Origin of the sequence: Streptomyces sp. NPDC005925 (genome assembly GCF_040638805.1) — a bacterium.
Lineage (GTDB): Bacteria > Actinomycetota > Actinomycetes > Streptomycetales > Streptomycetaceae > Streptomyces.
Genome location: NZ_JBEXVL010000022.1, coordinates 61,241 through 85,521, shown reverse-complemented (window position 1 = coordinate 85,521; position 24,281 = coordinate 61,241). Strand labels below are relative to the sequence as shown.

Sequence of the window (24,281 nt, the reverse complement as noted above, 5' to 3'; positions counted from 1 at the left end):
CGTGACGTCCGCGGTGTGGGGCGGTGCGTCGACTGTCGCGTCGGGGGGTGCGCTGACCGTTGCGGCGACCGGTGGGTCGTCCGACGGGTCGTCAGTCGTGCCGCCTGACGCGTCGTCCGTTGCATGGGGCGGTGCGTCGTCCGGCGCGCCGCCTGACGCGTCGTCCGGTGAGCCAGTCGGTGCGTCGTCCGGCGCGCCGCCTGACGCGTCGTCCGGTGAGCCAGACGGTGCCTCGGGCGGCGCGCCGGACGATGACTCGGCCGTCGCCCGGCTCAGGGGTTCGGCCGTGGCCCTCTCCTCCGGGGGTTCCGTCGCCGCCGTCGTCATCGCACCGGTCCTTCAGTCACCTGTTCACCGGCCGGCCCGGCCACCCACTCCCCGCCCGGCCCCGGCACCCGCTCCCCGTCCGGCCCCGCCGGCCCGGGCACCCTCTCGCCGTCAGTCCCGTCAGTCCCGTCGGCCCCGTCGGCCCTGTCGGCCCCGTCCGCGTCCCGCGCGACCAGCGCCCGGTAGCCCGGTTCGCGGTCCAGGAGGTCGTGATGGGCGCCCGTGGCGACCACCCTGCCCCCGTGCAGGTACGTCACCGTGTCCGCGCGGGCCAGAACCAGCGGGGACGTCGTCGTCAGCACCGTCGTACGGCCCGCACGGGCGGCCCGCAGCCGGTCGGCGACCGTGGCCTCCGTGTGGGCGTCCAGCGCCGACGTGGGTTCCACGGCCAGCAGCACCTCGGGGTCGGCGTGCAACGCCCGCGCCAGCCGCACGCGTTGGCGCTGACCGCCGGACAGGCTGCGGCCCTGGGCGTCCACCACCGAGTCGAGCCCCTCGGGCAGACCGAGGATGATGTCGTCGGCGGCAGCCGCGTGCAGGGCCCACCGCAGCGCGTCCTCACCCCGCCCGCCCGGCCCCGGCCGGCCGGCGTCCCCGTCCAGGTCTGCCGGCCATCTCCGGCCCGTGCTCACGCCCGGGCCCGTGGACGCCGCTCGGTCGGTGGTCCCGCCCGGGTCTTCCGCCCCCCAACGGCCGGCGTCCCCGTCCAGGTCTGTCGGCTGTCTCCGGTTCGTGCTCCCGCCCGGGCCCGTGGACGCCGGCCGGCCGGTGGTCCCGCCCGGGCCCGTGGACGCCGCTCGGTCGGTGGTCCCGCACGGGTCCTCCGCCCCCCACCGGCCGGCATCCTCAGCCCGCCCCTGTGGCCCCCACCGCCCTCCGACCAGCTCACGCAACGGCCCGGCGAACAGGTCGGCCTCGTGGTCGGCGACCAGGATCCGCTCCCGTACGTCGTGCAGCGCGATCTCGTCCAGGCGGAGGCCGCCCCAGGTGGCGTCCGACGGGACGTAACGGCCGAGCCGGTCGAGGACGGCCGCCGCGTCGGCCGGGTGGGCGCAGGCCAGCGCGGTCAGGCGGCCGGGCAGGACCCGCACCCCGGACTCCGGGTCGTGCAGCACGGACGGCCCGGCCGGGGCGTCACTCGTGCCGCTGTCCGCCGGGGGCTCCAGCCGCAGGAACCGTACGACGCGGCGCGCGGCCACCAGGCCGCGGCTGATCTGGTAGCCGCACTCCACCCAGAACGACACCGGGCCCACCAGCACCGCGACATAGCCGTACACCGACACCAGTTCGCCGACGCTGATCTCGCCCCGGGCCGCGAGCCGGGCCGCCGGCCAGGTCACCACGGCCAGGAACAACGTCGGCAGCCCCACGCCGAGCGCCTGCACCCAACTGGTCACCGAGCCCACCCGGTAGCCCTGTTCGCGCAGCCGCAGCGAGTCCGCGCGGAAGGCGTCGCCGACCAGGCCCTTGCCGCCGAGCGCGTTGAGGACCCGCAGCCCACCGGCCAGGTCGCCGATCCGCTCCGTCAGTACCCCCTGACGCTCCCGGTACTCGGTCTCCGCCCCCTGCAACCGGCCCAGCAGCGGCCCCACCAGCAGCACGATCACCGGGATGCCGAGCAGCACCAGCGCGGCGATCAGCGGCGACACCGGCACCAGCAGCACGGCGACCGTCAGATACGCGACGACCGAGCCCACCCCGGGGCCGACGGCCGTCAGTGCCTGGCTGATCGTCTGGACGTCACCCACGCCGATCGTGACCACCTCCCCCGCGCCCACCTGCCGCGACAGCGCGGCACCCAGCCGCACCGCGTGCCCCACGACGACCTTCACGGTGCGGAAGTTGGCGTCCATCCGCACCCGCGTCATCGTGCGGTGCCGCATGACGCCCAGCAGGGCGGACAGACCGCCGAAGGCGACCAGAGCGGCGCACCACCCGGCCAGCGCGCCCGTGTCACCCGTCTGCACGCCCTCGTCGACCGCCCGCGACATCAGGTACGGCGTCGCCGCCAGCAGCACCATCCACACACTGGCGATCAGCGCCCCCGCCGCGCTCCGCGCCCCCTGCCGCCCGACCAGCCACCACAAGTACCTCGCCCCGCCACGGCAGTCGGGCACCCCGGGATCCTCGTACGCGTCGATCCCCTTGACGCGCGTCCCGGCGCGGACCCCTCTCCCCCGCGTCCCGGCGTCCGCGGCCCCCTCGGCGCGTGTCACGCCAGGCTGTCCCGCCAGGCACGGTGCAGGTCGGCGAATCTGCCCGTGCCGGCGATGAGTCCGGCCGGCGTGCCGTCCTCGACGATCCGGCCCCGGGCCATGACCAGCACCCGGTCCGCGATCTCGACCGTGGACAGCCGGTGCGCGATGACGACCGCCGTACGGCCCTCCAGCACCGTCGCCATCGCCTGCTGCACGGCCCGCTCCCCGGGTACGTCGAGGGAACTCGTCGCCTCGTCCAGGATCAGCACCGCCGGGTCGGCGAGCAGCGCCCGTGCGAACGACACCAGTTGCCGCTGACCCGCGGAGATCCGGCCGCCGCGCTTGCGGACGTCGGTGTCGTAGCCGTCGGGCAGCGCGGCGATGAAGTCGTGCGCGCCGATCACCTTCGCGGCCAGCTCGATGTCCGCGCGGGAGGCGTCCGGGCGGCCGACGGCGATGTTCTCGGCGACCGTGCCGGAGAACAGGAACGCCTCCTGCGTCACCATCACCACCCCGCGCCGCAGCTCCGGGAAGGCCAGGTCGCGCAGGTCCACGCCGTCCAGCAGCACCCGCCCCGCGGAGGGGTCGTAGAACCGGGCGAGCAGCTTCGCCAGCGTCGACTTGCCCGCGCCGGTCGAGCCGACCACGGCGACGGTCTGCCCGGCCGGGATCGTCAGGTCGAAGCGGGGCAGCACCTCGCCGCCCGTGCGGTAGGAGAAGCCGACCGAGTCGAAGACGACCGTGCGGCCGGGCCGGTGGCTCTCCAGCGGAGGCAGCTCCTTCGGCGCCACCGGCTCCGGCACGGACGGCGTCTGCGCCAGCAGCCCCGCGATCTTCTCCAGCGACGCCGCCGCCGACTGGTACGAGTTGAGGAACATGCCGAGCCGGTCGATCGGGTCGTACAGCCGCCGCAGGTACAGCACCGCCGCCGCCAGCACACCCAGCGCCAGGGTGTCCTCCGCGACCCGGTAGGCGCCCCACAGCACGATCAGCGCGACCGTCGTGTTGGCGATCAGCCGTGAGCCGACCACGTACCGCGCCATCTCCAGCAGCGCGTCGCCGTTCGTCCGCTCGTGCCGCCGGTTCAGGACCCGGAAGTCCGCGTCGTTGACGGCCTCGCGGCGGAACGCGCGCACCGGCCGGATGCCGTTCATCGTCTCCACGAACTTCACGATCACCGCCGCGACGGCCGTGGACCGCGCCCGGTACACCTGGCCCGCGCGCCGCCGGTAGGCCCGCACCAGCAGGTACAGCGGCCCGAACGACGCCACCGCGACCGCGCCGAGGCCCAGGTCGAGCCAGAGCAGCAGCGCCGAGATGTAGACGAAGGACAGGACCACCGAGACGAGCTCCTGGAGTCCCTCGTCCAGCAGCTCGCGCAGCGACTCCACGTCCGTCGTGGCGCGGGAGATCAGCCGGCCCGAGGTGTAGCGCTCGTGGAAGTCGACGCTGAGCGCCTGGGCGTGGCGGAAGATCCGGCCGCGCAGGTCGAGCAGCACGCCCTGGCTGACGCGGGCGGTGCCCACGACGAACGCGGACTGCAGCGCGCCCGAGGCCAGCGCGCACACCAGATAGACGGCGCCCACCGCGATCAGCGGCCCCCGGTCGTGGTCGCGGAACGCCGGTACCGCCCGGTCGATGGCGTACGCCACCAGCAGCGGGCCCGCCTGCACCGCCGCCTGCTGGAGCAGCAGCAGGAGCGTGGTCACGGCGACCCGCGCCCTCATCGGCGCGAGCAGGGACCGCAGCAGCGTGCCCGTCGCGCCCGGGGGAGAGGGCAGGACGTCCTGGTCGAAGGCGTCGTCGGCGGAGACGGGGACGGAGGCGGTCGCGGACGCGGGGTCCGGCCGGTTCCCGCCGTCCCCGGTGGCGGGCGCGGGCGTCGCGGATGTCGCGGACGTCGCCGGCGTCGTCGGCACGGTCATCGCTCGGCTTTCGCTTCCTCTTCGGCGGTCACGCGTTCCTGCCCGGCCCCGGCGGCATCGCGCGCGGTGCCCTCGATGCCGGACATCAGGTGCGCGTACTCGGGGTTCGTGCGCAGCAGTTCGTGATGGGTGCCCACGGCGGTGATCCGGCCCCCGGACAGCAGGGCGACACGGTCGGCGAGCTGCACCGTGGACGGGCGGTGGGCGACGATCAGCGCGGTCGTCTCGGTGAGCACCCGGCGCAGCGCGGCCTCCACGGCGGCCTCCGTGTGCACGTCCAGCGCGGACAGCGGATCGTCCAGGACGAGGAAGGCGGGGCTGCCGACGACCGCGCGGGCCAGCGCGAGGCGCTGCCGCTGCCCGCCGGACAGGCTGAGGCCCTGTTCGCCGACCTGGGTGTCCTTGCCCTGCGGCAGGGCGTGCACGAAGTCGGCCTGGGCGACGGCGAGGGCGCGGCCGAGTTCCGGGTCGCCGGCGTCGGGGTCCGCGCCCATCAGGACGTTCTCCCCGACGGTCGCCGAGAACAGGGTCGGTTCCTCGAAGGCCACGGCGACCCTGGAGCGGAGGGTCCCGCGGGGCATGCGGGTGATGTCGACGCCGTCGAGGGTGATGCGGCCCGAGGTGGGCTCGTGGAGGCGGGGGACCAGCGCGGTGAGTGTGGTCTTGCCGCTGCCCGTCGCGCCCACCAGGGCCATGGACTCGCCGGGGCGGATGTGCAGGGTCACGCCGTTCAGGACGGGCGGGGAACCGGGTTCCGCGTCGGGGAAGCGGAAGGTGACGTCCTCGAAGCGGAGGCCGTCGGGCCGGCCCGGCCCAGTCCGGTCCGGCTCGGGCCGGTCGGGCCGGGGCCGGTCGTCCCGCACCCGCGGCGACGCCTCCGCCTGCTCCGTCTCCTCCTCCGCGTCCATCACCTCGAAGTAGCGCTGCGTCGCCGTCGCCGCCTCCTGGCTCATGGCCAGCAGGAAACCGATCGAGTCCACGGGCCAGCGCAGGGCGAGGGCCGTGGAGAGGAACGCGACCAGCGTGCCCGCGGACAGGTCGCCGTCCGCGACCTGCACGGAGCCCATCACGAGGGCCGCGCCGATGGCCAGTTCGGGCAGGGCGACGATGACGCCCCAGATCGTCGCGAGCAGGCCCGCCTTGCGCAGCTCCGTGCCGAGCAGGGTGCCCGACAGCGCGCGGAACGCCCGCGCCTGGCTGCGGTGCCGGCCGAAGCCCTTGATGACGCGGATACCGAGCACGCTCTCCTCGACGACCGTCGTCAGGTCCCCTACCTGGTCCTGCGCGAGCCGCGCCACGCGCGCGTACCGCTTCTCGAAGATCACGCAGGTGACCATCACCGGAATGGCCGGCCCGAGGATCACCAGCCCCAGCGTCCAGTCCTGCATCAGCATGATGATGACGCCGACGAGGATCGTCACGCCGTTGACCAGCAGGAACGTCAACGGGAAGGCGAGGAACATGCGCAGCAGCATCAGGTCGGTCGTCGCGCGGGACAGCAACTGCCCGGAGGGCCACCGGTCGTGGAAGGCGACGGGCAGCCGCTGGAGGTGCCGGTACAGATCGGCCCGCATCTCCGCCTCGACGTGCGACAGGGGCCGCGCCACGAGCCAGCGCCGCAGCCCGAACAGCAGTGCCTCGCCCACCCCGAGGAGCAGCAGGTACAGCGCGCCGAGCCACACGCCCGCCGGATCGCGGTCCGCGATCGGCCCGTCCACCATCCACTTCAGGACGAGCGGGATCACCAGCCCCAGGCAGGACGCGACGACGGCGATGAACGCGGCGGTGAACAGCCGCACCCGCACGGGCCGCACGTACGGCCACAGACGCAGCAGGGCACGCAGGGCGGAAGGGTCGTCGGCGGAGACGGGTTTCGTGGACATCAGCGGCGAGCCTACGGAACGCCACTGACACTGCCCACCGGGTTTTCCCCGCCCCCGCCCCGCGGTGCGCCGCCCGCCGGCCGGACATCCGCAGGTCAGCGCCCCAGAGGTCAGGCAGCCGGAGAACCGGCTCCCCCCGACGGACCGCTCACCCGGAGCAACAGCACCACCCGCCCCGGCACCGACATCACCGCGCCTCCCGGATACGTCACCCGCGGCGCCCCCTCCGTCGACGCGCTGCCTCGCGCCGCCCCTCCCCGCTCCTCCCGTGAGGTGTCCACGACCACCTCGTACCGATCCGCCCACGGTGGCCCCGGCAGCCGGAAGTCGACCGGCCGGTCCCCGGCGTGCAGGACGGCGAGGAAGCTGTCGTCCACGACGGGCTCGCCCCGTTCGTCGCGGCCCGGGATGTCCCGGCCGGACAGATACATGCCGAGCGTGGCCGCGGGGGCGTACCAGTCCCGCTCCGTCATCTCCGCGCCCCGCGGGGTGAACCAGGCCAGGTCCCGCAGCCCGTCGGCGGAGTGCGGCCGGCCCGAGAAGAACGCCCGGCGGCGCAGCACCGGATGCCGGTGGCGCAGCGCGATGAGCCGGGCGGTCAGGTCGAACAGGGCCCGCCAGCCGGGGTCGTCCAGCATGCCCCAGTCCAGCCAGCCGATCTCGTTGTCCTGGCAGTAGGCGTTGTTGTTGCCGCCCTGCGTCCGGCCCATCTCGTCGCCCGCGACCAGCATCGGCACGCCCGTGGACAGCAGCAGCGTCGTCAGCAGGTTCCGCAGCTGCCTGCGCCGCAGCGCGGCCACCGCCGGATCGTCCGTCTCGCCCTCGGCGCCGCAGTGGGACGAGCGGTTGTCGTCGGTGCCGTCCCGGTTGCCCTCGCCGTTCGCCTCGTTGTGCTTGCGCTCGTACGACACCAGGTCGCGCAGCGTGAAACCGTCGTGCGCGGTGACGAAGTTGACCGAGGCGTACGGGCGCCGCCCGCCCCACGCGTACAGGTCGCTGGAGCCGGACAGCCGGTAGCCCATCTCCCGCACGTCGGGCAGCGCGTGCCGCCAGAAATCCCGTACGGCGTCGCGGTAGCGGTCGTTCCACTCCGTCCACAGGGGAGGGAAGGCGCCCACCTGGTAGCCGCCCGAGCCGACGTCCCACGGCTCCGCGATCAGCTTCACGCGGCGCAGCACCGGGTCCTGGGCGATCACCGCGAGGAACGGCGACAGCATGTCCACGTCGTGCATCGAGCGGGCGAGCGCCGCCGCCAGGTCGAAGCGGAAGCCGTCCACGCCCATCTCGGTCACCCAGTAGCGCAGGGAGTCCGTGATCAGGCGCAGCACGTGCGGCTGCACCACGTGCAGGGTGTTGCCGCAGCCCGTGTAGTCCGCGTACCGGCGGGCGTCCGGCTGGAGCCGGTAGTAGCCGCGGTTGTCGATGCCCTTCAGCGACAGCGTGGGCCCCAGCTCGCCCGCCTCCGCCGTGTGGTTGTAGACCACGTCGAGGATGACTTCGATGCCCGCCGCGTGCAGCGCGCGCACCATCCGCCGGAACTCGCCGACCTGCTGCCCGGTGGTGCCGGACGCGGCGTACGCGGCGTGCGGCGCGAAGTAGCCGATCGAGTTGTAGCCCCAGTAGTTCCTGAGGCCCCGGCGCAGCAGGTGGTCCTCGTGCGCGAACTGGTGCACCGGCAGCAGTTCCACCGCGGTCACGCCCAGCCGCGTCAGGTGCTCGACGGCCGCCGGGTGCGCGAGTCCCGCGTACGTGCCGCGCAGCTTCTCCGGGACCCCCGGGTGGCGCATGGTGAAGCCGCGCACGTGCAGCTCGTAGATCACCGAGTCCGCCCAGGGCGTCTTCGGCCGCCGGTCGTCCCGCCACTCGTCACCGTCACCGTCGCCGGCGTCGTCGTGGACGACGACGCCCTTGGGGACGTACGGCGCGGAGTCCCGGTCGTCGCGCACGGTGTCGGCGACCTGCTGCTCGGGCCAGTCCCGTACGTGCCCGTACACCTCGGGCGGCAGCCGGAAGTCGCCGTCCACCGCGCGGGCGTACGGGTCGAGGAGCAGCTTCGCCGGGTTCCAGCGGGCGCCCGTCCACGGGTCCCAGCGGCCGTGCACCCGGTAGCCGTACCGCCGCCCCGGCAGCACGCCCGGCACGAAGCCGTGCCAGATCTCGTGCGTCAGCTCGGTCAGGCTTACCCGCGTCTCGCTGCCGTCCTCGTCGAACAGGCACAGGTCGACTGCCTCGGCGCCACCCGCCCACAGGGCGAAGTTGGTGCCCGCCGCCCCGTCCGGAGCCACCCGGTACCGGGCGCCCAGCGGGGTCGGCGCCCCGGGCCGCGCGGCCACCCCCGGAGCCCCCCGTGACGCGCGGTCCACCCCGACGGCGGGGCGCCCGGCTCCGGAGCCGTCCCCGGTGACGGGGCCCCCGGCCACCGCCTCCTGCTCGGCTGCGCTGGACACCTGTCCGCCTCCCACGGCTACGGAACGACCCGAACGGACCGCGGCGGCGCCCGGCCCGGCCCCCCGCCGTCCTCCTGCCCCTCTCGTCTTCCCCCTCGTCCTTTCCCTGCTTCCCTTCCCAGTCTGCCCACCGCACGCCTCGCACTCACGTTTCCCCCGGGCGTGGGGGCTCGTCGTGCCCCCACGTGAGGCACGTACGGTGGCACGTACCGGCGCGCGAGGTGCGAGGGCCGCACGGGCCGCCCTGCCGACGTCGGCCGGAGCCGCCGGCCGCACGGGTGGCACCCCCGGCGGCACCGCCGCGGGCGGGGCTAGCCCGCCGCCCCCGGCGAGGACATCCGGATCACGCCCGGCGCCCGTGGCCGCGGCGTCCGGCCCGGCACGGAACCGCGGGTACGGGTGCCCGACGGGCGGCGGGAGAAGGTGACCGTCGTGAAGCCTCGGGCGCCTCGGCGGCCGGAACACGAACCGGCAGGCATGGAAGGCGGGCAGCGCGGTGAAGTAGAGGGCAGGGGCCGGGACACGCCTCGCGCCGAAGTCGGTACGGAACGGTGACAGTTGCACCACGTCAGAGCCCCTGACCATCTGGTTAATATGCGCCAAGTGCGCGCGACGCGCTTGGGGGCGGGCCCGGAGGGCCCTGCGAGGGGAGAAACAAGTGAATGTGCGACCGATACCGGGGGCCTCGGTTGACGTGCGGGGCCGACACCGGCACCGGGGCGCCACGGCGCTGATGCTCGGGACCCTGCTGCTGGCCGTCACCGCGTGCGGAGGCGGTTCGGACTCCGCCTCGGGCGGCGAGGACGGCAAGGGCTCCGCCGCGGAGAGCAAGCAGTCGGAGGCGGTCGTCACGATCGCCCCGAAGGACGGCGCGAAGTCCGTCGACACCAGCGGCGACCTCAAGATCACCGCCGCCAGGGGCAAGCTGGCCGAGGTCGAGGTCAAGACGTCCGACGGCGACAAGGTGGAGGGCGGGATATCCGGCGACGGCGCCACCTGGACGCCGTCCACCCACCTGGCCGCCGCCACCAAGTACACGGTGCACGCGGTCGCCAAGGACTCCGACGGCCGCGAGGCCGCAGCCGAGTCCGGATTCACCACCCTGACACCGAAGAACACCTTCATCGGTCACTTCACCCCCGAGGACGGCTCGACCGTCGGCGTCGGAATGCCGTTCTCCCTGAACTTCACCCGGGGCATCACCCACCCCGAGGACGTGGAGAAGGCCGTCACCATCAAGACCGAACCGGCCGTGGAGGTCGCCGGCCACTGGTTCGGAAACGACCGCCTCGACTTCCGCCCGGAGAAGTACTGGAAGCCCGGCACCGAGGTCACCGTCCGGCTCAACCTCAACGGCGTCGAGGGCCGCCCGGGCGTGTACGGCGAGCAGGCCAAGACCGTGAAGTTCACCATCGGCCGCAGCCAGGTCTCCACCGTCGACGTCAAGACGCAGAAGATGAAGGTCGTCCGCGACGGCAAGCTCGTCAAGACCATCGCGATCACCACCGGCAAGCCCGGCTACGACACGTGGAACGGCCAGATGGTCGTCAGCGAGAAGCACCCCGTGACCCGCATGAACAGTGAAACGGTCGGCTACGGCGGCGAGTACGACATCAAGGACGTCCCGCACGCCCTGCGCCTGACCACCTCCGGCACCTTCCTGCACGGCAACTACTGGGGCGGCGACGCCTTCGGCAACTACAACGCCAGCCACGGCTGCGTCGGCCTGCGCGACGTGCGCGGCGGCTGGGACAAGTCGGCGCCCGCCGCATGGTTCTTCAACAAGTCGATGATCGGCGACGTCGTCGTCGTGAAGCACTCCAAGGACAAGACCGTCGCCCCGGACAACGGCCTCAACGGCTGGAACATGTCCTGGGAGGACTGGACGTCCTGAGGCACCACGAGCATCACGAGTGACGGCGGCGGACCCGGTGTGAGCGACGGCACCGGGTCCGCCGCCGTTAGTGCCCGTTAACCTGCCTGCATGACCGTGAATCTCGAAGTCGCCGAAGGCGTCGGCACGCTCCGACTGGACCGCCCGCCGATGAACGCCCTGGACATCGCCACCCAGGACCGGCTCAAGGAACTCGCCGAGGAGGCCACGCGCCGCGACGACGTGCGCGCCGTGGTGATCTACGGCGGCGAGAAGGTGTTCGCGGCCGGCGCGGACATCAAGGAGATGCAGGTGATGGACCACGCCGCGATGGTCCTGCGCGCCCGCGCCCTGCAGGACTCCTTCACCGCCGTCGCCCGCATCCCCAAGCCGGTCGTCGCCGCCGTCACCGGCTACGCCCTCGGCGGCGGCTGCGAACTGGCGCTGTGCGCGGACTTCCGCATCGCCGCCGACAACGCCAAGCTCGGCCAGCCGGAGATCCTGCTCGGCCTGATTCCCGGCGCCGGCGGCACCCAGCGGCTCGCCCGGCTCGTCGGCCCCTCCAAGGCCAAGGACCTCATCTTCACCGGCCGGATGGTGAAGGCCGAGGAGGCGCTGACGCTCGGCCTGGTGGACCGCGTCGTCCCGGCCGCCGACGTGTACAGCGAGGCGCACGCCTGGGCCGCGAAGCTGGCGCAGGGCCCGGCCATCGCGCTGCGCGCCGCCAAGGAGGCCGTCGACACGGGCCTGGAGACGGACATCGACACCGGCCTCGCCGTGGAGCGCAACTGGTTCGCGGGCCTGTTCGCCACCGAGGACCGGGAACGCGGCATGCGCAGCTTCGTCGAAGAGGGCCCGGGCAAGGCGAAGTTCCTCTGAGAGGAGCCGGGACGACGCGGCCCGCGACCTGCGCGGAACGCGTCCGCAGTACGGGCAATTGACGCGATGTCTGATCCGGGCCCCTGGCCGGGACGCTTTGTGGCAGCCTTGACTCTGCTTCAAATCCGCCGCGTCCAGGGAGCCCGTCGATTGCCTTCATCCGAGCCGTCGCCGCAGGTCAGGCGTGATGCTCCCGTCATCGGGGTGTCGCCGGCACATGCCGGCCGACCGTCGCGAACCGGGCCGTTCCGGGCACCGTTTTCCCCCGGAACGGCCCCGGCGCCGTGCCCGGGCGGCCAAGATGGGGGCATGGCGGGGCTGGAGGGCGGGCAACACCCGCCGGGAGGTGTACGCGCGGCCGTGCGCTGGTCGCCCGCGGTCGAGGACGAACACGGATTGATGGCCCTGGAGCGGTACGGCAACCCCGCCGAGCGGGAGGTGTCGCTGCCGTCCCTTCCCGAATCCGCCGCCACGGCCCGCCGCCTCGCCCAGGTCGTCGTCCTGCGCCACTGGGGGCTCACCCCCAAGCTGGCGGAGAACGCCGTCCTGCTGGTCTCCGAGCTCGTCGGCAACGCCGTGCGGCACACCGGCGCCCGGATCTTCGGGCTCCGTTTGAGGCGCCGCCCCGCCTGGGTGAGGTTCGAGGTGCGTGACCCCTCCCGGGGCCTGCCCTGCCTGATGCCGGTACAGGAGATGGACGTCAGTGGCCGCGGCCTGTTCCTCGTCGACAAGCTGTCGGACCGCTGGGGCGTCGACCTGCTGGCGCGCGGCAAGACGACATGGTTCGAGATGAGGGTCGCCGACCGGTGAGAACGCCGACGGGCGTGCCGCCACCCGGACCCCGCCCCCGCCACGTCGCGTCGGCCGGTTAATCTGACCTGCGACAAGCAGGACGAGCACTGATCACAGCATGGAATGAGGGGCGGACCGGTGGCCGACATCGAGGAAGCGCGCAAGCAGTTCGAGCGGATCGATCTGGACGGGGACGGCCTCATCACCGCCGCGGAGTTCAAGACCGCCCTGGCGCGGCAGGGCGACTGGAACGTCACCGAGTCGGTCGCCCAGGCCATCATCAACAGCCGCGACCTGAACGGCGACAAGGTCATGTCGTTCGACGAGTTCTGGGCGTTCCTGAACAAGTGACCGCCCGGGCGGCCACGCCCGCGAGCGAACCGCCGAAGGGGCGCCGCCTCCCCAGCCACGGGAGCCGGCGCCCCTTCGGCGTGCCCGGCCCGTCCGCCCGCCTCCGGACGTCAGGCCTTCTTCGCCCACTCGCGCAGGGCGGCCCGGCTCTCGAAGTCGGCCACGTTCTTGTCGAGCGGAGTGTCGGTGTACTGGTGGAAGCGCCACTTGGCCTTGATACGGGGCTTGCCCGCGGCGACGTAGTCGGCGATCCAGAGGGCGTCACCGGCGTACGAGGTGGTGTCGACGTTCAGCCAGAAATGGCGGTTGCAGTAGAGCACCACCCGGTGGTTCGGGCGGAGTTCCCCGAGCTTCCTGATGAAACGGTCCTTCTCGGCGTTGCTCGCGTGCGTGCCCTCGCTGTTCGTCTCCCAGTCGACGGCGAGGACGTCGCCGGCCTTCTCCGGGGCCCTGCTCAGGAAGTACTCGGCCTGGGCCGTGAGGTTGCCCGGCCACAGGAAGTGGTAGAAGCCGACGACGAGTCCGGCGTCACGGGCCCTCTTCGTCTGGGCCGCGAGTCTCGGGTTGACGTAGCTGCGGCCCTCCGTCGCCTTCACGAAGACGAAGGACAGGCCGTCGGTGTCGTAGGAGGAGGACTGGTAGGCGCTCACGTCTATGCCGCGCAGCATGGGGACTCCCTTGCAGTGACGGTGGGGGGAGGGCGGGGAGGGATGCCGGGTTGTGTTATGCCCCAGACTGGCACAGCTGATCCCACGACCGGTCGAAAATGTCGACTCCGGTCACCGGGCGGGCAGTCGGGCCCCGCTGCGGGCACGGTCCTTCCCCTCGCGGGTCCGGATTGCGCCGGTGCCCGGCCGGCACGCAGTGCGGGCACGGAGCACCGGGGGAGTTCCGCGGGAACCGCCGAGCGAGCCGGCCCCCTCGGCTGCCGGGAGCGTTCGGCCGGGCGTGCCGTCCGGAGCGGGCGGAGAGACGGGCGGACCGGTGTCCCCCCGGCCCATGTCCCCGCCGGCCGGGTCCTCAGCACTCGATGATGTTCACCGCGAGCCCGCCCCGGGCCGTCTCCTTGTACTTGACCGACATGTCCGCGCCCGTGTCCCGCATCGTCTTGATGACCTTGTCCAGGGACACCTTGTGGGAACCGTCGCCGCGCATGGCCATCCGGGCGGCGGTCACGGCCTTCACCGCGGCCATGCCGTTGCGCTCGATGCAGGGGATCTGGACGAGACCGCCGACCGGGTCGCAGGTCAGGCCCAGGTTGTGCTCCATGCCGATCTCCGCGGCGTTCTCCACCTGCTCCGGGGAGCCGCCGAGGACCTCCGCGAGCGCGCCCGCCGCCATCGAGCAGGCGGAGCCGACCTCGCCCTGGCAGCCGACCTCGGCGCCGGAGATCGAGGCGTTCTCCTTGAACAGCATGCCGATCGCGCCGGCCGCCAGCAGGAAGCGGACCACGCCCTCCTCGTCGGCGCCGGGCACGAAGTTGATGTAGTAGTGCAGGACGGCCGGGATGATGCCGGCCGCGCCGTTCGTCGGGGCGGTCACCACGCGGCCGCCGGCCGCGTTCTCCTCGTTCACGGCCATCGCGTACAGCGTGATCCACTCCATCGAGAGGGCCTTCGGGTCGCCCTCGGAGCGCAGCTTGCGCGCGGTGTTCGCGGCGCGGCGGCGCACCTTGAGGCCGCCGGGCAGGATGCCCTCGCGGGTCATGCCGCGCTTCACGCAGGCCTGCATGACCCGCCAGATCTCCAGCAGGCCGTCATGGATCTCGTCCTCGGTGCGCCAGGCCCGCTCGTTCTCCAGCATCAGCGCGGAGATGGACAGGCCGGTCTCCCGGGTCAGGCGCAGCAGTTCGTCGCCGGTGCGGAATGGATACTTCAGAGCGGTGTCGTCGAGCTTGATCCGGTCGGCGCCCATCGCCTCCTCGTCGACGACGAAGCCGCCGCCCACCGAGTAGTACGTCTTCGACAGCAGCTCGCTCCCGGAGGCGTCGTACGCCCACAGGGTCATGCCGTTGGCGTGGTACGGCAGTGCCTCGCGGCGGTGCAGGACCATGTCGTCGTCGTAGGAGAAGGCGATCTCGTGGTTGCCGAGAAGACGCAGCCGGCCGGCCGCCCTGATCTTCTCGACGCGTTCGTCGGCCGACTCGACGTCGACCGTGCGGGGCGAGTCGCCCTCCAGGCCGAGCAGGACGGCCTTGGGCGTGCCGTGGCCGTGTCCGGTCGCGCCGAGGGAGCCGTACAGCTCGGCGCGCACCGAGGCGACCGCGTCGAGCAGCCCCTCGTTGCGCAGCCGTCGGGCGAACATGCGCGCTGCCCGCATGGGCCCCACCGTGTGGGAGCTCGACGGGCCGATGCCGATCGAGAACAGGTCGAAGACCGAGACGGCCACGGGGAACTCCTTGCAGGGGTGGTGCGGGGTGCTGCGGGGGTCGTGCGGGGGTCCGGGCGCCGCGCGCGCCGTGGTGCGCGCGGCGCCCGGACCCCGGGGGGCTCTACGTGTTCAGCCCGGGGTACAGCGGGTGCTTTTCGGCCAGCGCCACCACGCGTGCCTTCAGCGCCTCAGCGTCGTACGACGGCTTCAGCGCCTCCGCGATCACGTCCGCGACCTCGGTGAAGTCCTCGGCGGTGAAGCCGCGGGTGGCGAGGGCGGGCGTGCCGATCCGCAGGCCGGACGTCACCATCGGCGGGCGCGGGTCGTTCGGGATGGCGTTGCGGTTGACGGTGATGCCGAGTTCGTGGAGCCGGTCCTCGGCCTGCCGGCCGTCCAGCTCGGAGTCGCGCAGGTCCACCAGGACCAGGTGCACCTCCGTGCCGCCGGACAGGACGTCCACGCCCACCGCCCGCACGTCGTCCTTCACCAGACGCTCGGCGAGGATGCGGGCGCCTTCCAGCGTACGACGCTGGCGCTCCTTGAACTCCTCGGTGGCGGCGACCTTGAACGCGACGGCCTTGGCGGCGATCACGTGCTCGAGCGGACCGCCCTGCTGACCGGGGAAGACCGCCGAGTTGATCTTCTTGGCGAGTTCGGCGGTGGACAGGATCACACCGCCGCGCGGGCCGCCCAGCGTCTTGTGGGTCGTGGTGGTGACCACGTGCGCGTGCGGCACCGGGTTCGGGTGCAGCCCGGCCGCGACGAGCCCGGCGAAGTGCGCCATGTCGACCATGAGGTACGCGCCGACCTCGTCGGCGATCCGGCGGAACGCGGCGAAGTCGAGCTGCCGCGGGTAGGCCGACCAGCCGGCGACGATCAGCTTCGGCATGGTCTCCTTGGCGAGGCGCTCGACCTCGGCCATGTCGACCCGGCCGTCGTCGCCCACGTGGTAGGCGACGACGTCGTACAGCTTGCCGGAGAAGTTGATCTTCATGCCGTGGGTCAGGTGCCCGCCGTGCGCCAGGTTCAGACCCATGATCCTGTCGCCCGGCTTGAGCAGCGCGAACATCGCGGCGGCGTTGGCCTGGGCGCCCGAATGCGGCTGCACGTTGGCGTGCTCGGCGCCGAAGAGGGCCTTCACACGGTCGATGGCGATCTGCTCGACCACGTCGACGTGCTCGCAGCCGCCGTAGTAGCGGCGGCCGGGGTAGCCCTCGGCGTACTTGTTGGTGAGGACCGTGCCCTGTGCCTCCATGACGGCGACCGGAGCGAAGTTCTCGGAGGCGATCATCTCGAGGGTGGACTGCTGGCGGTCCAGCTCGGCGTCGACCGCGGCGGCCACGTCCGGGTCGAGCTCGTGCAGGGGCGTGTTCAGGAGCGACATCGGTGCTACGACCTCTCAGCCGGCGGAAAAGGCGGTGTACTCGTCGGCCGAGAGCAGGTCGGCGGGCTCCTCGGAGAAGCGCACCTTGAACAGCCAGCCACCCTCGAAGGGCGCGGAGTTCACCAGCGACGGGTCCTGGACGACGTCCTCGTTGACCTCGGTGACCTCGCCGGTCACGGGGGAGTACAGGTCGGAGACCGACTTGGTCGACTCCAGCTCGCCGCAGGTCTCGCCCGCGGCCAGGGTGTCACCTGCCTCGGGGAGCTGGACGAACACGACGTCGCCGAGCGCGTTCGCCGCGTGCTCCGTGATGCCGACCGTCGCGACGCCGTCCTCGGCGACCGACAGCCACTCGTGCTCCTTGCTGTAGCGCAGCTGCTGGGGGTTGCTCATGGCCTGAATTCTCCTGTACGCGAGGGAGTGCTGCTGAATGAGGTACTGATGGGCCGCTGGTGAACAGCGGAAAGGTACGCGAGGTCACGCCCGCCCCGCCTGCCGGAGCACCGGACGGTCACGCCCGCCCCGCCTGCCTGGCGGACGGCCGCACCCCGCCGGGCACCCGGACCGTCTCGGCGGAAACCTCCGGTGCCCGCACGGCGCGTGCCGCCGACGCTCGCAGAGGGTGCTACTTCTGTCGCTTGTAGAAGGGCAGCGCCACGACCTCGTACGGCTCGTGACTGCCGCGGATGTCCACGCCGACCCCGGCCGTGCCCGGCGCCGCGTGCGCCGCGTCGACGTACGCCATCGCGATCGGCCTGCCGAGGGTGGGGGAGGGCGCGCCGGAGGTGACCTCGCCGATCACCTCGCCGGCGGCGACCACGGCGTACCCGGCGCGCGGGACGCGGCGGCCCTCGGCGATCAGGCCGACCAGGACGCGCGGCGGGCGGGAGGCGGCGCGCTCCGCGGCATCGGCCAGCGCCGCGCGGCCCACGAAGTCGCCCTCCTTCTCGAACTTCACCACCCGGCCCAGCCCCGCGTCGAACGGGGTCAGGGAGGTCGTCAGCTCGTGCCCGTACAGCGGCATGCCGGCCTCCAGGCGCAGCGTGTCGCGGCAGGACAGTCCGCACGGCACCAGGCCTGCGCCCTCGCCGGCCTTGGTCAGCGCCTCCCACAGCTCCACGGCGCGCTCCGGCTTCACGAACAGTTCGAAGCCGTCCTCGCCGGTGTAGCCGGTGCGCGCGATCAGCGCCGGGACGCCCGCGACCGTGCCGGGCAGCCCGGCGTAGTACTTCAGGCCGTCGAGGTCGGCGTCGGTCAGGCTCTGGAGGATGCCGGGGGACTCGGGGCCCTGCACGGCGAGCAGCGCGTAGCCGTCCCGGTCGTCGCGCACCTCGGCGTCGAAGCCGGCCGCGCGCTCCACCAGCGCGTCCAGCACGACCTGGGCGTTGGAGGCGTTCGCCACCACCATGTACTCGGTCTGAGCGAGCCGGTACACGATCAGGTCGTCCAGGATGCCGCCGTCGGCCCGGCAGATCATGGTGTAGCGGGCGCGGCCCACGCCGACGGAGGCGATGTTGCCGACGAGGGCGAAGTTCAGCAGTGCGGCGGCCTGCGGGCCGGTCACCGTGATCTCGCCCATGTGCGAGAGGTCGAACAGGCCGGCCCGGGTGCGCACCGCGTTGTGCTCGTCGCGCTCGGAGCCGTAGCGCAGGGGCATGTCCCAGCCGGCGAAGTCGGTCATGGTGGCGCCGAGCGAGCGGTGCAGAGCATCCAGCGCGGTACGGCGAGGTTCGTTACTGCTCATCGGGCGGTCGTCTCCAAGGGGCACCAAGGGCATGACAGGGGGATGTTCCTCCCCATCTGTCATCGGAACCTGAGAGGTTCGCCATGACCTGCCCGGGAAAGGGAAGAACATGGCTTGCACCTTGGGTGGAGCCACTGACACAGCGGCCCGCTTTTCAGATGTGCCTCGCCCGCGCGGTAACGGGGCCTGAGAGATTCAAGGGAGGGACTTGCTCCTTCGGCGCCCCGGCAGTGCCGGAGACTCTCCCGCGCGGATTCAAGCGGCCGGTATGCAGTTGGCGGCCACATCATTGCACGCCGGGCCGACTCGCCGACAGGCTGCGCTTGTCACCGGCTTGTGGCAGTAAGCGGACAGAAAAGCAGGACCGTCTGAATTGCCTATTCTTTACAATCGTCGGGGACGGGACTGACGTACCCGACCCCAGGGGGGACGATCACGGTGAACAGGACCACGGCGTACGCCACGACCTCGGGCATCGCGCTGCCCAAGCAGGCCGCCGCTTCGGCCCGGGGGGCGTGCGGGCCGCAGCCCGCGGCCACGGTCCGCGATCTGCGAGACCGCGGCGGGCGCAGTCCGCGCGCCCTGCTCTTCGGGCCCCGCGACCTCGTCGTGGTCACCGGACTGCCCGGCAGCGGCAAGTCCACGCTGATGCGCCGTGCCGTGCCCGGCAGACGCGTCGACTCCCAGGACACCCGCGACCGCTGGGACCGCCGCATGCCGCGCCTGCTGCCGTACGCCCTCTACCGCCCGCTGGTGCGCCTCGCGCACTACGCCGGGCTGCGGCGCGCGCTGCGCTCCGGCGAGGGCGTCGTCGTGCACGACTGCGGCACCCAGGCCTGGGTCCGCCGCTGGCTGGCCCGCGAGGCGCGCCGCCGGGACGGCAGGCTGCACCTGCTGCTGCTCGACGCCACGCCCGAGGAGGCGCTGGCCGGCCAGCGCGACCGCGGACGTGGCGTCTCGCGCTACGCCTTCCGCAGGCACCGCACGGCCACCACCCGGCTGCTGCGGGCCATCACCGAGGGCGACCTGCCGGCCGGCTGCGGCTCGGCGATCCTCGTGGACCGGGACGCGGCGAACGCGCTGCGCCGGATCGGCTTCCCGGACTGACCGCACCGGGCCGGGCACCCGTTAGCCTTTTCAGCCACAGCAGCGGTACCAGTCAGGCGGTAGGCACATGGACTTCCCGGCGGAATTCTCCGCGGACTTCCCGGCGCAGGCACACCCCCACCAGCACGGTGGATGGCCCGGCAACGAACTGGAGGAGGTGCTCTCCGCCTCCCTCGGCGTCCCCTCGGCCGGCGGCCGGATCGTCGAGGCGCTCGGCCGCAGCTTCGTCTGGGTCCCGCTGCCGGGCGGCGGCGGCCCGCACAGCGGCCCCCTCGACCTGCCCACGCTGGACATCGGCGGCCAGGTCTACGTGCCGGTGTTCAGCTCCGAGGAACAGTTCCGTCAGGTGGTCGGCGCCCACATGTCGTTCGCTGTCGCGCCCGCCGTGGAGTTCGCGCGCGGCCTGCCCCCGCAGGCGGGCATCGCCGTCAACCCGGGTGGTGTGGTCGGCATACCGCTGCCGCCGCCCGCGGTCGCCGAGCTGTGCCGGGCCGGGCGCACCCCGCTGGACGGGGCCGCGAGCGGCGGCCGGGTCCGGCTGTTCGAGCCGGACTGGCAGGACGACCCGGTCGACTTCCTGTCCGCGGCCGGCGCCGAGTTCGAGGGCATCGGCGTGGTCCGCACCGCCCGCCGCTGCCTCGCCGCCATCGAGACGGCCGAGCCGGTCATGTTCGTCGGCGTCGAACTCTCCCGGTCGGAGGGCGACCTGCGGGCCCTGCCCATGGACGCCCTCGGAAGGGCGCTGGGCGCCTCCCCCGTCAAGTGGCCCGTCAACCTGGTCCTCCTCGACGTCGCCCAGGACCCGGTCGGCGACTGGCTGCGCGAGAAGGTCCGGCCCTTCTACCAGCGGGACACGTGACGCCGCCGCCGCGGCGCTCCCGCGCAGCACTGCTCTCCCGCACCGGCATCCGCCACACTTAATCTGGTTTCATAACCCACGGCACTTTTCCGAAGGGGCACAAAGTGAGCGCGAGCGGCACAGCCGCGGCCGGACAGGTCGAGCACATGCTGCGACAGGTCACGCCCGGGCGCTACGACGCGTACGAGGCGCTGCTCCGCGCGCTCGCGAGCCCGTCCTCCGGCCAGGTCTGGATGCTGCTGTGGCACGGCCAGGCAGGCTCCCCGGACGCCCAGTACGGGAACATGGAGGTCGACGGCCAGGGCTACGCGCCCTGCGTGACCTCCGCCCAGGAGCTGTCGGCGAGCGGCTGGAGCCGGTCGTACGAGGTGGTCGACGGCCTCGAGGTGGCCCGCGCGCTCTACCCGGACCACTTCGGCCTGTGGATCAACCCGCATGCCCCCGGCGGCGGCGTCGGCGTCCCCTGGCTCGACCTGCGCCGCATCGCCACCGGCCTGGACCGGCAGCCCGCCGGCCCGCTGAGGCTGTCCGAACCGGCCATCGAGATCCCGCAGTTCTACGCCCTGATCGCACAGAACGCCCACCGCACCCCGGCCGTCCGCTCGCTGCGCCGCGCCTGGGTGCAGCCGGCGCTCGGCGCGCCGTACCTCGCCATCGGCCTCGACGTGTACGACACGAGGCCGCCTTCCGTGGACGCGGTGCGCGCGATGATGCAGCAGTCGATCGGCGCGGTCCCGGAGGGCCTGCCGGTGTCGACGGTCGCGCTGTCCGACGAGCACGACCCGGTGGCGATGTGGCTGCGCGTGAACGCCCGGCCGTTCTACGACCGCGAGGCCCACGCGGCCCCGGCTCAGGCACCCGCCGCGGGGTACGGCTTCCCCCCGGCGCAGGGCCCCTACTGATCCGCGACTGATCCCGCCCCACCGATCCGCCCGCATCCCGAGCGGTCTGTTCGGTCGGCCCGATTCTCCGCGCGTAGAGAAGCGGAGTAGGTTCTAAAGTGTCCTAAATGTCCCATTGTGGTGGCGTCCGGCAGGAGCAACCCTGCGTTCGGATAGCGGAACCGCCCGGCCAGCATCACGGTTGCGCATCCATTCGCCGTCAAGGCTGGCAACAAAACGCCGAAGCGTTGAAGACTCCCGCACCAGGGGGGTTCGCCCCTGCGTACGACTGTGTTCGACGGACTGAATCGCCGCCACAGCGGCACATGCGGGCCGGTCACCGCCGGTTGAGAGGGGTCCCTGCCATGACGGCGCCATTGCACGACACTGCTGCGGAAGCGGTGCCGACAGCTCCGGTCGATCCCGCCGGACCGGGCGCGAAAAAGGTGGAAGGCCGTTCCCTCAAGCAGATCGCCTGGAGCCGTCTGAAGCAGGACAAGGTCGCGCTCGCGGGCGGCATCACGGTGGTGGTGCTCGTGCTGATCGCCGTCTTCGCCCCACTGATCGTCTCGCTGCTCGGACACCCCCCGAACGAGTTCCACCAGGAGGAACTGGACCCGCTGACCAACCTGCCGCAGGGCAACTGGGGCGGCATGAGCGGTGACTTCCTCTTCGGCGTCGAACCCAACAAGGGCCGCGACGTCTTCAGCCGTATCGTCTACGGCGCCCGCATCTCGCTCCTCGTCGCCTTCCTCGCCGCCGTGGTCGCGGTGGTGCTCGGCACCCTCTTCGGCATCGTCGCCGGCTACTTCGGCGGCTGGGTCGACGCCACGATCAGCCGCGTCATGGACGTGCTGCTCTCCTTCCCGCAGCTGCTCTTCATCATCTCCCTGATCTCGGTCCTCCCGGACGACCTGCTGGGCCTGACCGGCTCGGGCGTGCGGATCGCCGTACTCGTCGCGGTCATCGGTTTCTTCGGGTGGCCCTACGTCGGCCGGATCGTCCGCGGACAGACGCTCAGCCTCCGTGAGCGCGAGTACATCGAGGCCGCCCGCAGCCTCGGCGGCGGCAGGCGGCACATCCTCTTCAGGGAACTGCTGCCCAACCTGGTCGCCCCGATCATGGTCTACGCGACGCTGATGATCCCCACCAACATCCTCACGGAGGCGGCGCTCAGCTTCCTCGGTGCCGGTGTGCGGCCGCCGACGGCCTCGTGGGGCGGCATGCTGCGCGACGCCCTGCAGACGTATGAGCACGACCCGATGTTCATGGTCTTCCCCGGTGCGACGATCTTCATCACCGTCCTGGCCTTCAACCTCTTCGGCGACGGCCTGCGGGACGCTCTCGATCCCAAGGGGACCCGATAACCCACGACTCGCCCCTGCCGCACCGTCAGGTGGCTCTTCCCATGGTTCTCCGGCACAGGACCGGAACCGCGACTCTCGGAGGTTACGAGAAAATGCCCACAGGTTCCCCGAAGCGGCGGCTCGCTGCTGGCGCAGCCCTCGTTGTCGCGGCGCTGGTGACCACCACGGCGTGCGGCGGCGGAGACGGTGACGACAACAGCGACAAGGGTGCCGGCTACAACGCGGCGCTGAACAAGGTTGTCAACGCGTCCGCCAAAAAGGGCGGCACGCTGAAGTTCGTCGGCAAGCAGGACTTCGACTCCCTCGACCCGCAGCGTACGTACTACGGCATGACCTGGGACTTCATGCGGTTCTTCACCCGCACCCTGATCACCTACGACACCAAGCCCGGAGAGGCGTCGAACAAGCTGGTCGGCGACCTGGCCACCGGCCCCGGCGAGGTCTCGCCCGACGGCAAGACCTACACGTACAAGCTGCGTGACGGCCTCACCTGGGAGGACGGCTCCGCGCTGACCTCCAAGGACATCAAGTACGGCATCGAGCGCATCTGGGCGACCGACACCATCACCGGCGGCCCGGCGTACCTCAAGCAGACGCTCGACCCCAAGGGCGAGTACAAGGGCCCGTACAAGGACAAGTCCGCGGACAAGCTGGGTCTGAAGGCGATCGAGACGCCCGACGACAAGACCATCGTCTTCAAGCTGCCCAAGCCCAACGGTGACTTCGAGCAGTTCCTCGCCATGCCCACCGGTGCCCCGGCGAAGCAGAGCAAGGACACCGGCGCCAAGTACACGCAGCGCCCGTTCTCCTCCGGCCCGTACAAGATCCAGTCGCGCAAGGCGAACAAGAGCCTCGTGCTCGTGCGCAACACCGCCTGGAAGAAGGAGTCGGACCCGCTGCGTTCGGCCCTGCCGGACAAGATCACCGTGACGATCTCCGCCAACCTGGAGGAGAACGACAAGCGGCTGATGGAGGGCGACTACGACCTCGACGTCAACGGCACCGGCATGACCCAGTCGGGCCGCGTCACCGCCGTGCAGGACCACAAAGCGAACGTGGACAACATGCGGACGTCCTTCGTGCGCTACGTGGCCCTCGTCCACGCGACGAAGCCCTTCGACAACGCCCACTGCCGCAAGGCCGTCTTCTACGCCACCGACTTCGCCGGTCTGCAGCAGACCCGCGGTGGCGCCGTCGCCGGCGGTGACATCGCCAACTCCGTCTTCCCGAAGGCGATCCCCGGCTACAGCGACTACGACCCGTACGGCGTCGTCGCCCGCAAGGGCAAGCCGGACCCGGCCAAGGCCAAGGCCGAGCTGAAGGAGTGCGGCAAGCCGTCCGGCTTCTCCGCCAAGCTCACCGCCCGCACCAACCAGCCCGGCGAGGTCGCCGCGGCCGAGGCCCTGCAGGAGCAGCTCGGCAAGGTCGGCATCAAGGTCGAGGTCGACCCGATCGACGGCGCCCAGTCCTCCAGCATCACCGGCTCGCCGAAGGTCGTGAAGGAGCGTGGCTACGGCCTGACCATGGCCGGCTGGGGCCCCGACTTCCCGACCGGCCAGGGCTACGCGCAGCCGCTGTTCGACAGCCGCTTCATCTTCGAGAACGGCAACTACAACGAGTCGCAGGTCGACGACCCGGAGATCGACAAGATCTTCGACGCCGCTATCGCGACCACCGACAAGGCCGAGGCCACGAAGCTGTACGAGCAGCTGAACAAGCGCCTGCTCGACAACGCCGACTGGATGCCGTTCATCTACGAGAAGAACATCTCGTGGCGCGGCAGCCGGCTGACGAACGTCTACTCCTCCGCCGCGTACAACGGCCGGTACGACTACGTGTCGCTGGGCGTCGAGAAGTAGTCGCCGGGCAACCGCAGCTGAACGATTCCTTGCCG

General features: G+C 72.0%; 18 protein-coding genes and 1 riboswitch. Of the genes, 9 read left to right on the top strand and 9 right to left on the bottom strand.

Features of this window, described 5'->3' with window-relative positions; translation table 11 throughout:
* Positions 1 to 323: 323 nt before the first annotated feature.
* The 4 genes from ABZ354_RS22265 to glgX all read right to left on the bottom strand — a co-directional run bounded on the left by ABZ354_RS22265 (position 324) and on the right by glgX (position 8,780).
* Positions 324 to 2,444, bottom strand: a complete 2,121-nt coding sequence (locus tag ABZ354_RS22265; RefSeq protein ID WP_358659303.1) for an ABC transporter transmembrane domain-containing protein — start codon at positions 2,442 to 2,444, stop codon at positions 324 to 326.
* A gap of 95 nt (positions 2,445 to 2,539) precedes the next feature.
* A complete protein-coding gene (locus ABZ354_RS22260) occupies positions 2,540 to 4,450 on the bottom strand; it encodes an ABC transporter ATP-binding protein (protein WP_358659301.1) in 1,911 nt (636 codons plus the stop codon).
* Entirely contained in the window at positions 4,447 to 6,333 is a 1,887-nt protein-coding gene (locus tag ABZ354_RS22255) for an ABC transporter ATP-binding protein (protein ID WP_358659299.1), read from the bottom strand. The genes ABZ354_RS22260 and ABZ354_RS22255 overlap by 4 nt, the downstream gene beginning before the upstream one ends.
* A 110-nt stretch (positions 6,334 to 6,443) precedes the next feature.
* Positions 6,444 to 8,780, bottom strand: a complete 2,337-nt coding sequence (glgX, locus tag ABZ354_RS22250) for a glycogen debranching protein GlgX (protein WP_358659297.1) — start codon at positions 8,778 to 8,780, stop codon at positions 6,444 to 6,446.
* A gap of 658 nt (positions 8,781 to 9,438) precedes the next feature.
* On the opposite strand from glgX, the gene ABZ354_RS22245 reads away from it, so the two are divergent.
* From ABZ354_RS22245 to ABZ354_RS22230, 4 genes are all read left to right on the top strand, one after another.
* Positions 9,439 to 10,674, top strand: a complete 1,236-nt coding sequence (locus tag ABZ354_RS22245; RefSeq protein WP_358659295.1) for an Ig-like domain-containing protein — start codon at positions 9,439 to 9,441, stop codon at positions 10,672 to 10,674.
* A gap of 90 nt (positions 10,675 to 10,764) precedes the next feature.
* Positions 10,765 to 11,532 carry an enoyl-CoA hydratase-related protein gene (locus tag ABZ354_RS22240; protein ID WP_358659293.1) on the top strand — a complete coding sequence of 256 codons (768 nt, stop codon included), beginning with the start codon at positions 10,765 to 10,767 and terminating at the stop codon, positions 11,530 to 11,532.
* Between the two features lie 204 nt (positions 11,533 to 11,736).
* Positions 11,737 to 12,342 carry an ATP-binding protein gene (locus ABZ354_RS22235; protein ID WP_358659291.1) on the top strand — a complete coding sequence of 202 codons (606 nt, stop codon included), beginning with the start codon at positions 11,737 to 11,739 and terminating at the stop codon, positions 12,340 to 12,342.
* A gap of 120 nt (positions 12,343 to 12,462) precedes the next feature.
* On the top strand, positions 12,463 to 12,675 hold the full coding sequence (locus tag ABZ354_RS22230) for an EF-hand domain-containing protein (protein ID WP_358659289.1): 213 nt from the start codon (positions 12,463 to 12,465) through the stop codon (positions 12,673 to 12,675).
* 110 nt (positions 12,676 to 12,785) lie between these two features.
* On the opposite strand, the gene ABZ354_RS22225 is transcribed toward ABZ354_RS22230, so the two are convergent.
* The 5 genes from ABZ354_RS22225 to gcvT all read right to left on the bottom strand — a co-directional run bounded on the left by ABZ354_RS22225 (position 12,786) and on the right by gcvT (position 18,173).
* On the bottom strand, positions 12,786 to 13,343 hold the full coding sequence (locus tag ABZ354_RS22225) for a glycoside hydrolase family 25 protein (protein WP_358659287.1): 558 nt from the start codon (positions 13,341 to 13,343) through the stop codon (positions 12,786 to 12,788).
* A 352-nt stretch (positions 13,344 to 13,695) separates the two neighbouring features.
* The gene (locus ABZ354_RS22220; RefSeq protein ID WP_358659285.1) at positions 13,696 to 15,063 is read right to left on the bottom strand and encodes an L-serine ammonia-lyase; all 1,368 of its coding nucleotides are present in this window, start codon (positions 15,061 to 15,063) and stop codon (positions 13,696 to 13,698) included.
* A gap of 103 nt (positions 15,064 to 15,166) precedes the next feature.
* Positions 15,167 to 16,429: a serine hydroxymethyltransferase gene (gene glyA / locus ABZ354_RS22215; RefSeq protein WP_358659283.1), complete on the bottom strand. Its 1,263-nt coding sequence runs from the start codon at positions 16,427 to 16,429 to the stop codon at positions 15,167 to 15,169.
* A 15-nt stretch (positions 16,430 to 16,444) separates the two neighbouring features.
* On the bottom strand, positions 16,445 to 16,822 hold the full coding sequence (gene gcvH, locus ABZ354_RS22210) for a glycine cleavage system protein GcvH (protein WP_358659281.1): 378 nt from the start codon (positions 16,820 to 16,822) through the stop codon (positions 16,445 to 16,447).
* A 232-nt stretch (positions 16,823 to 17,054) separates the two neighbouring features.
* Positions 17,055 to 18,173, bottom strand: a complete 1,119-nt coding sequence (gene gcvT, locus ABZ354_RS22205; protein ID WP_358659279.1) for a glycine cleavage system aminomethyltransferase GcvT — start codon at positions 18,171 to 18,173, stop codon at positions 17,055 to 17,057.
* A 164-nt stretch (positions 18,174 to 18,337) separates the two neighbouring features.
* A riboswitch (glycine riboswitch) is annotated at positions 18,338 to 18,431 on the bottom strand.
* A gap of 180 nt (positions 18,432 to 18,611) precedes the next feature.
* On the opposite strand from gcvT, the gene ABZ354_RS22200 reads away from it, so the two are divergent.
* The 5 genes from ABZ354_RS22200 (at position 18,612) to ABZ354_RS22180 (ending at position 24,246) form a co-directional block, all read left to right on the top strand.
* A complete protein-coding gene (locus ABZ354_RS22200; RefSeq protein ID WP_358659277.1) occupies positions 18,612 to 19,280 on the top strand; it encodes an AAA family ATPase in 669 nt (222 codons plus the stop codon).
* A 67-nt stretch (positions 19,281 to 19,347) separates the two neighbouring features.
* Positions 19,348 to 20,139, top strand: coding sequence for an enhanced serine sensitivity protein SseB (locus tag ABZ354_RS22195; RefSeq protein ID WP_358659275.1), 792 nt, complete (start codon positions 19,348 to 19,350; stop codon positions 20,137 to 20,139).
* Positions 20,140 to 20,243: 104 nt separating this feature from the next.
* A complete protein-coding gene (locus ABZ354_RS22190) occupies positions 20,244 to 21,041 on the top strand; it encodes an enhanced serine sensitivity protein SseB C-terminal domain-containing protein (protein ID WP_358659273.1) in 798 nt (265 codons plus the stop codon).
* A gap of 344 nt (positions 21,042 to 21,385) precedes the next feature.
* Positions 21,386 to 22,387, top strand: coding sequence for an ABC transporter permease (locus ABZ354_RS22185; protein WP_358659272.1), 1,002 nt, complete (start codon positions 21,386 to 21,388; stop codon positions 22,385 to 22,387).
* Positions 22,388 to 22,479: 92 nt separating this feature from the next.
* On the top strand, positions 22,480 to 24,246 hold the full coding sequence (locus ABZ354_RS22180) for an ABC transporter substrate-binding protein (protein ID WP_358659271.1): 1,767 nt from the start codon (positions 22,480 to 22,482) through the stop codon (positions 24,244 to 24,246).
* Positions 24,247 to 24,281: the final 35 nt, after the last annotated feature.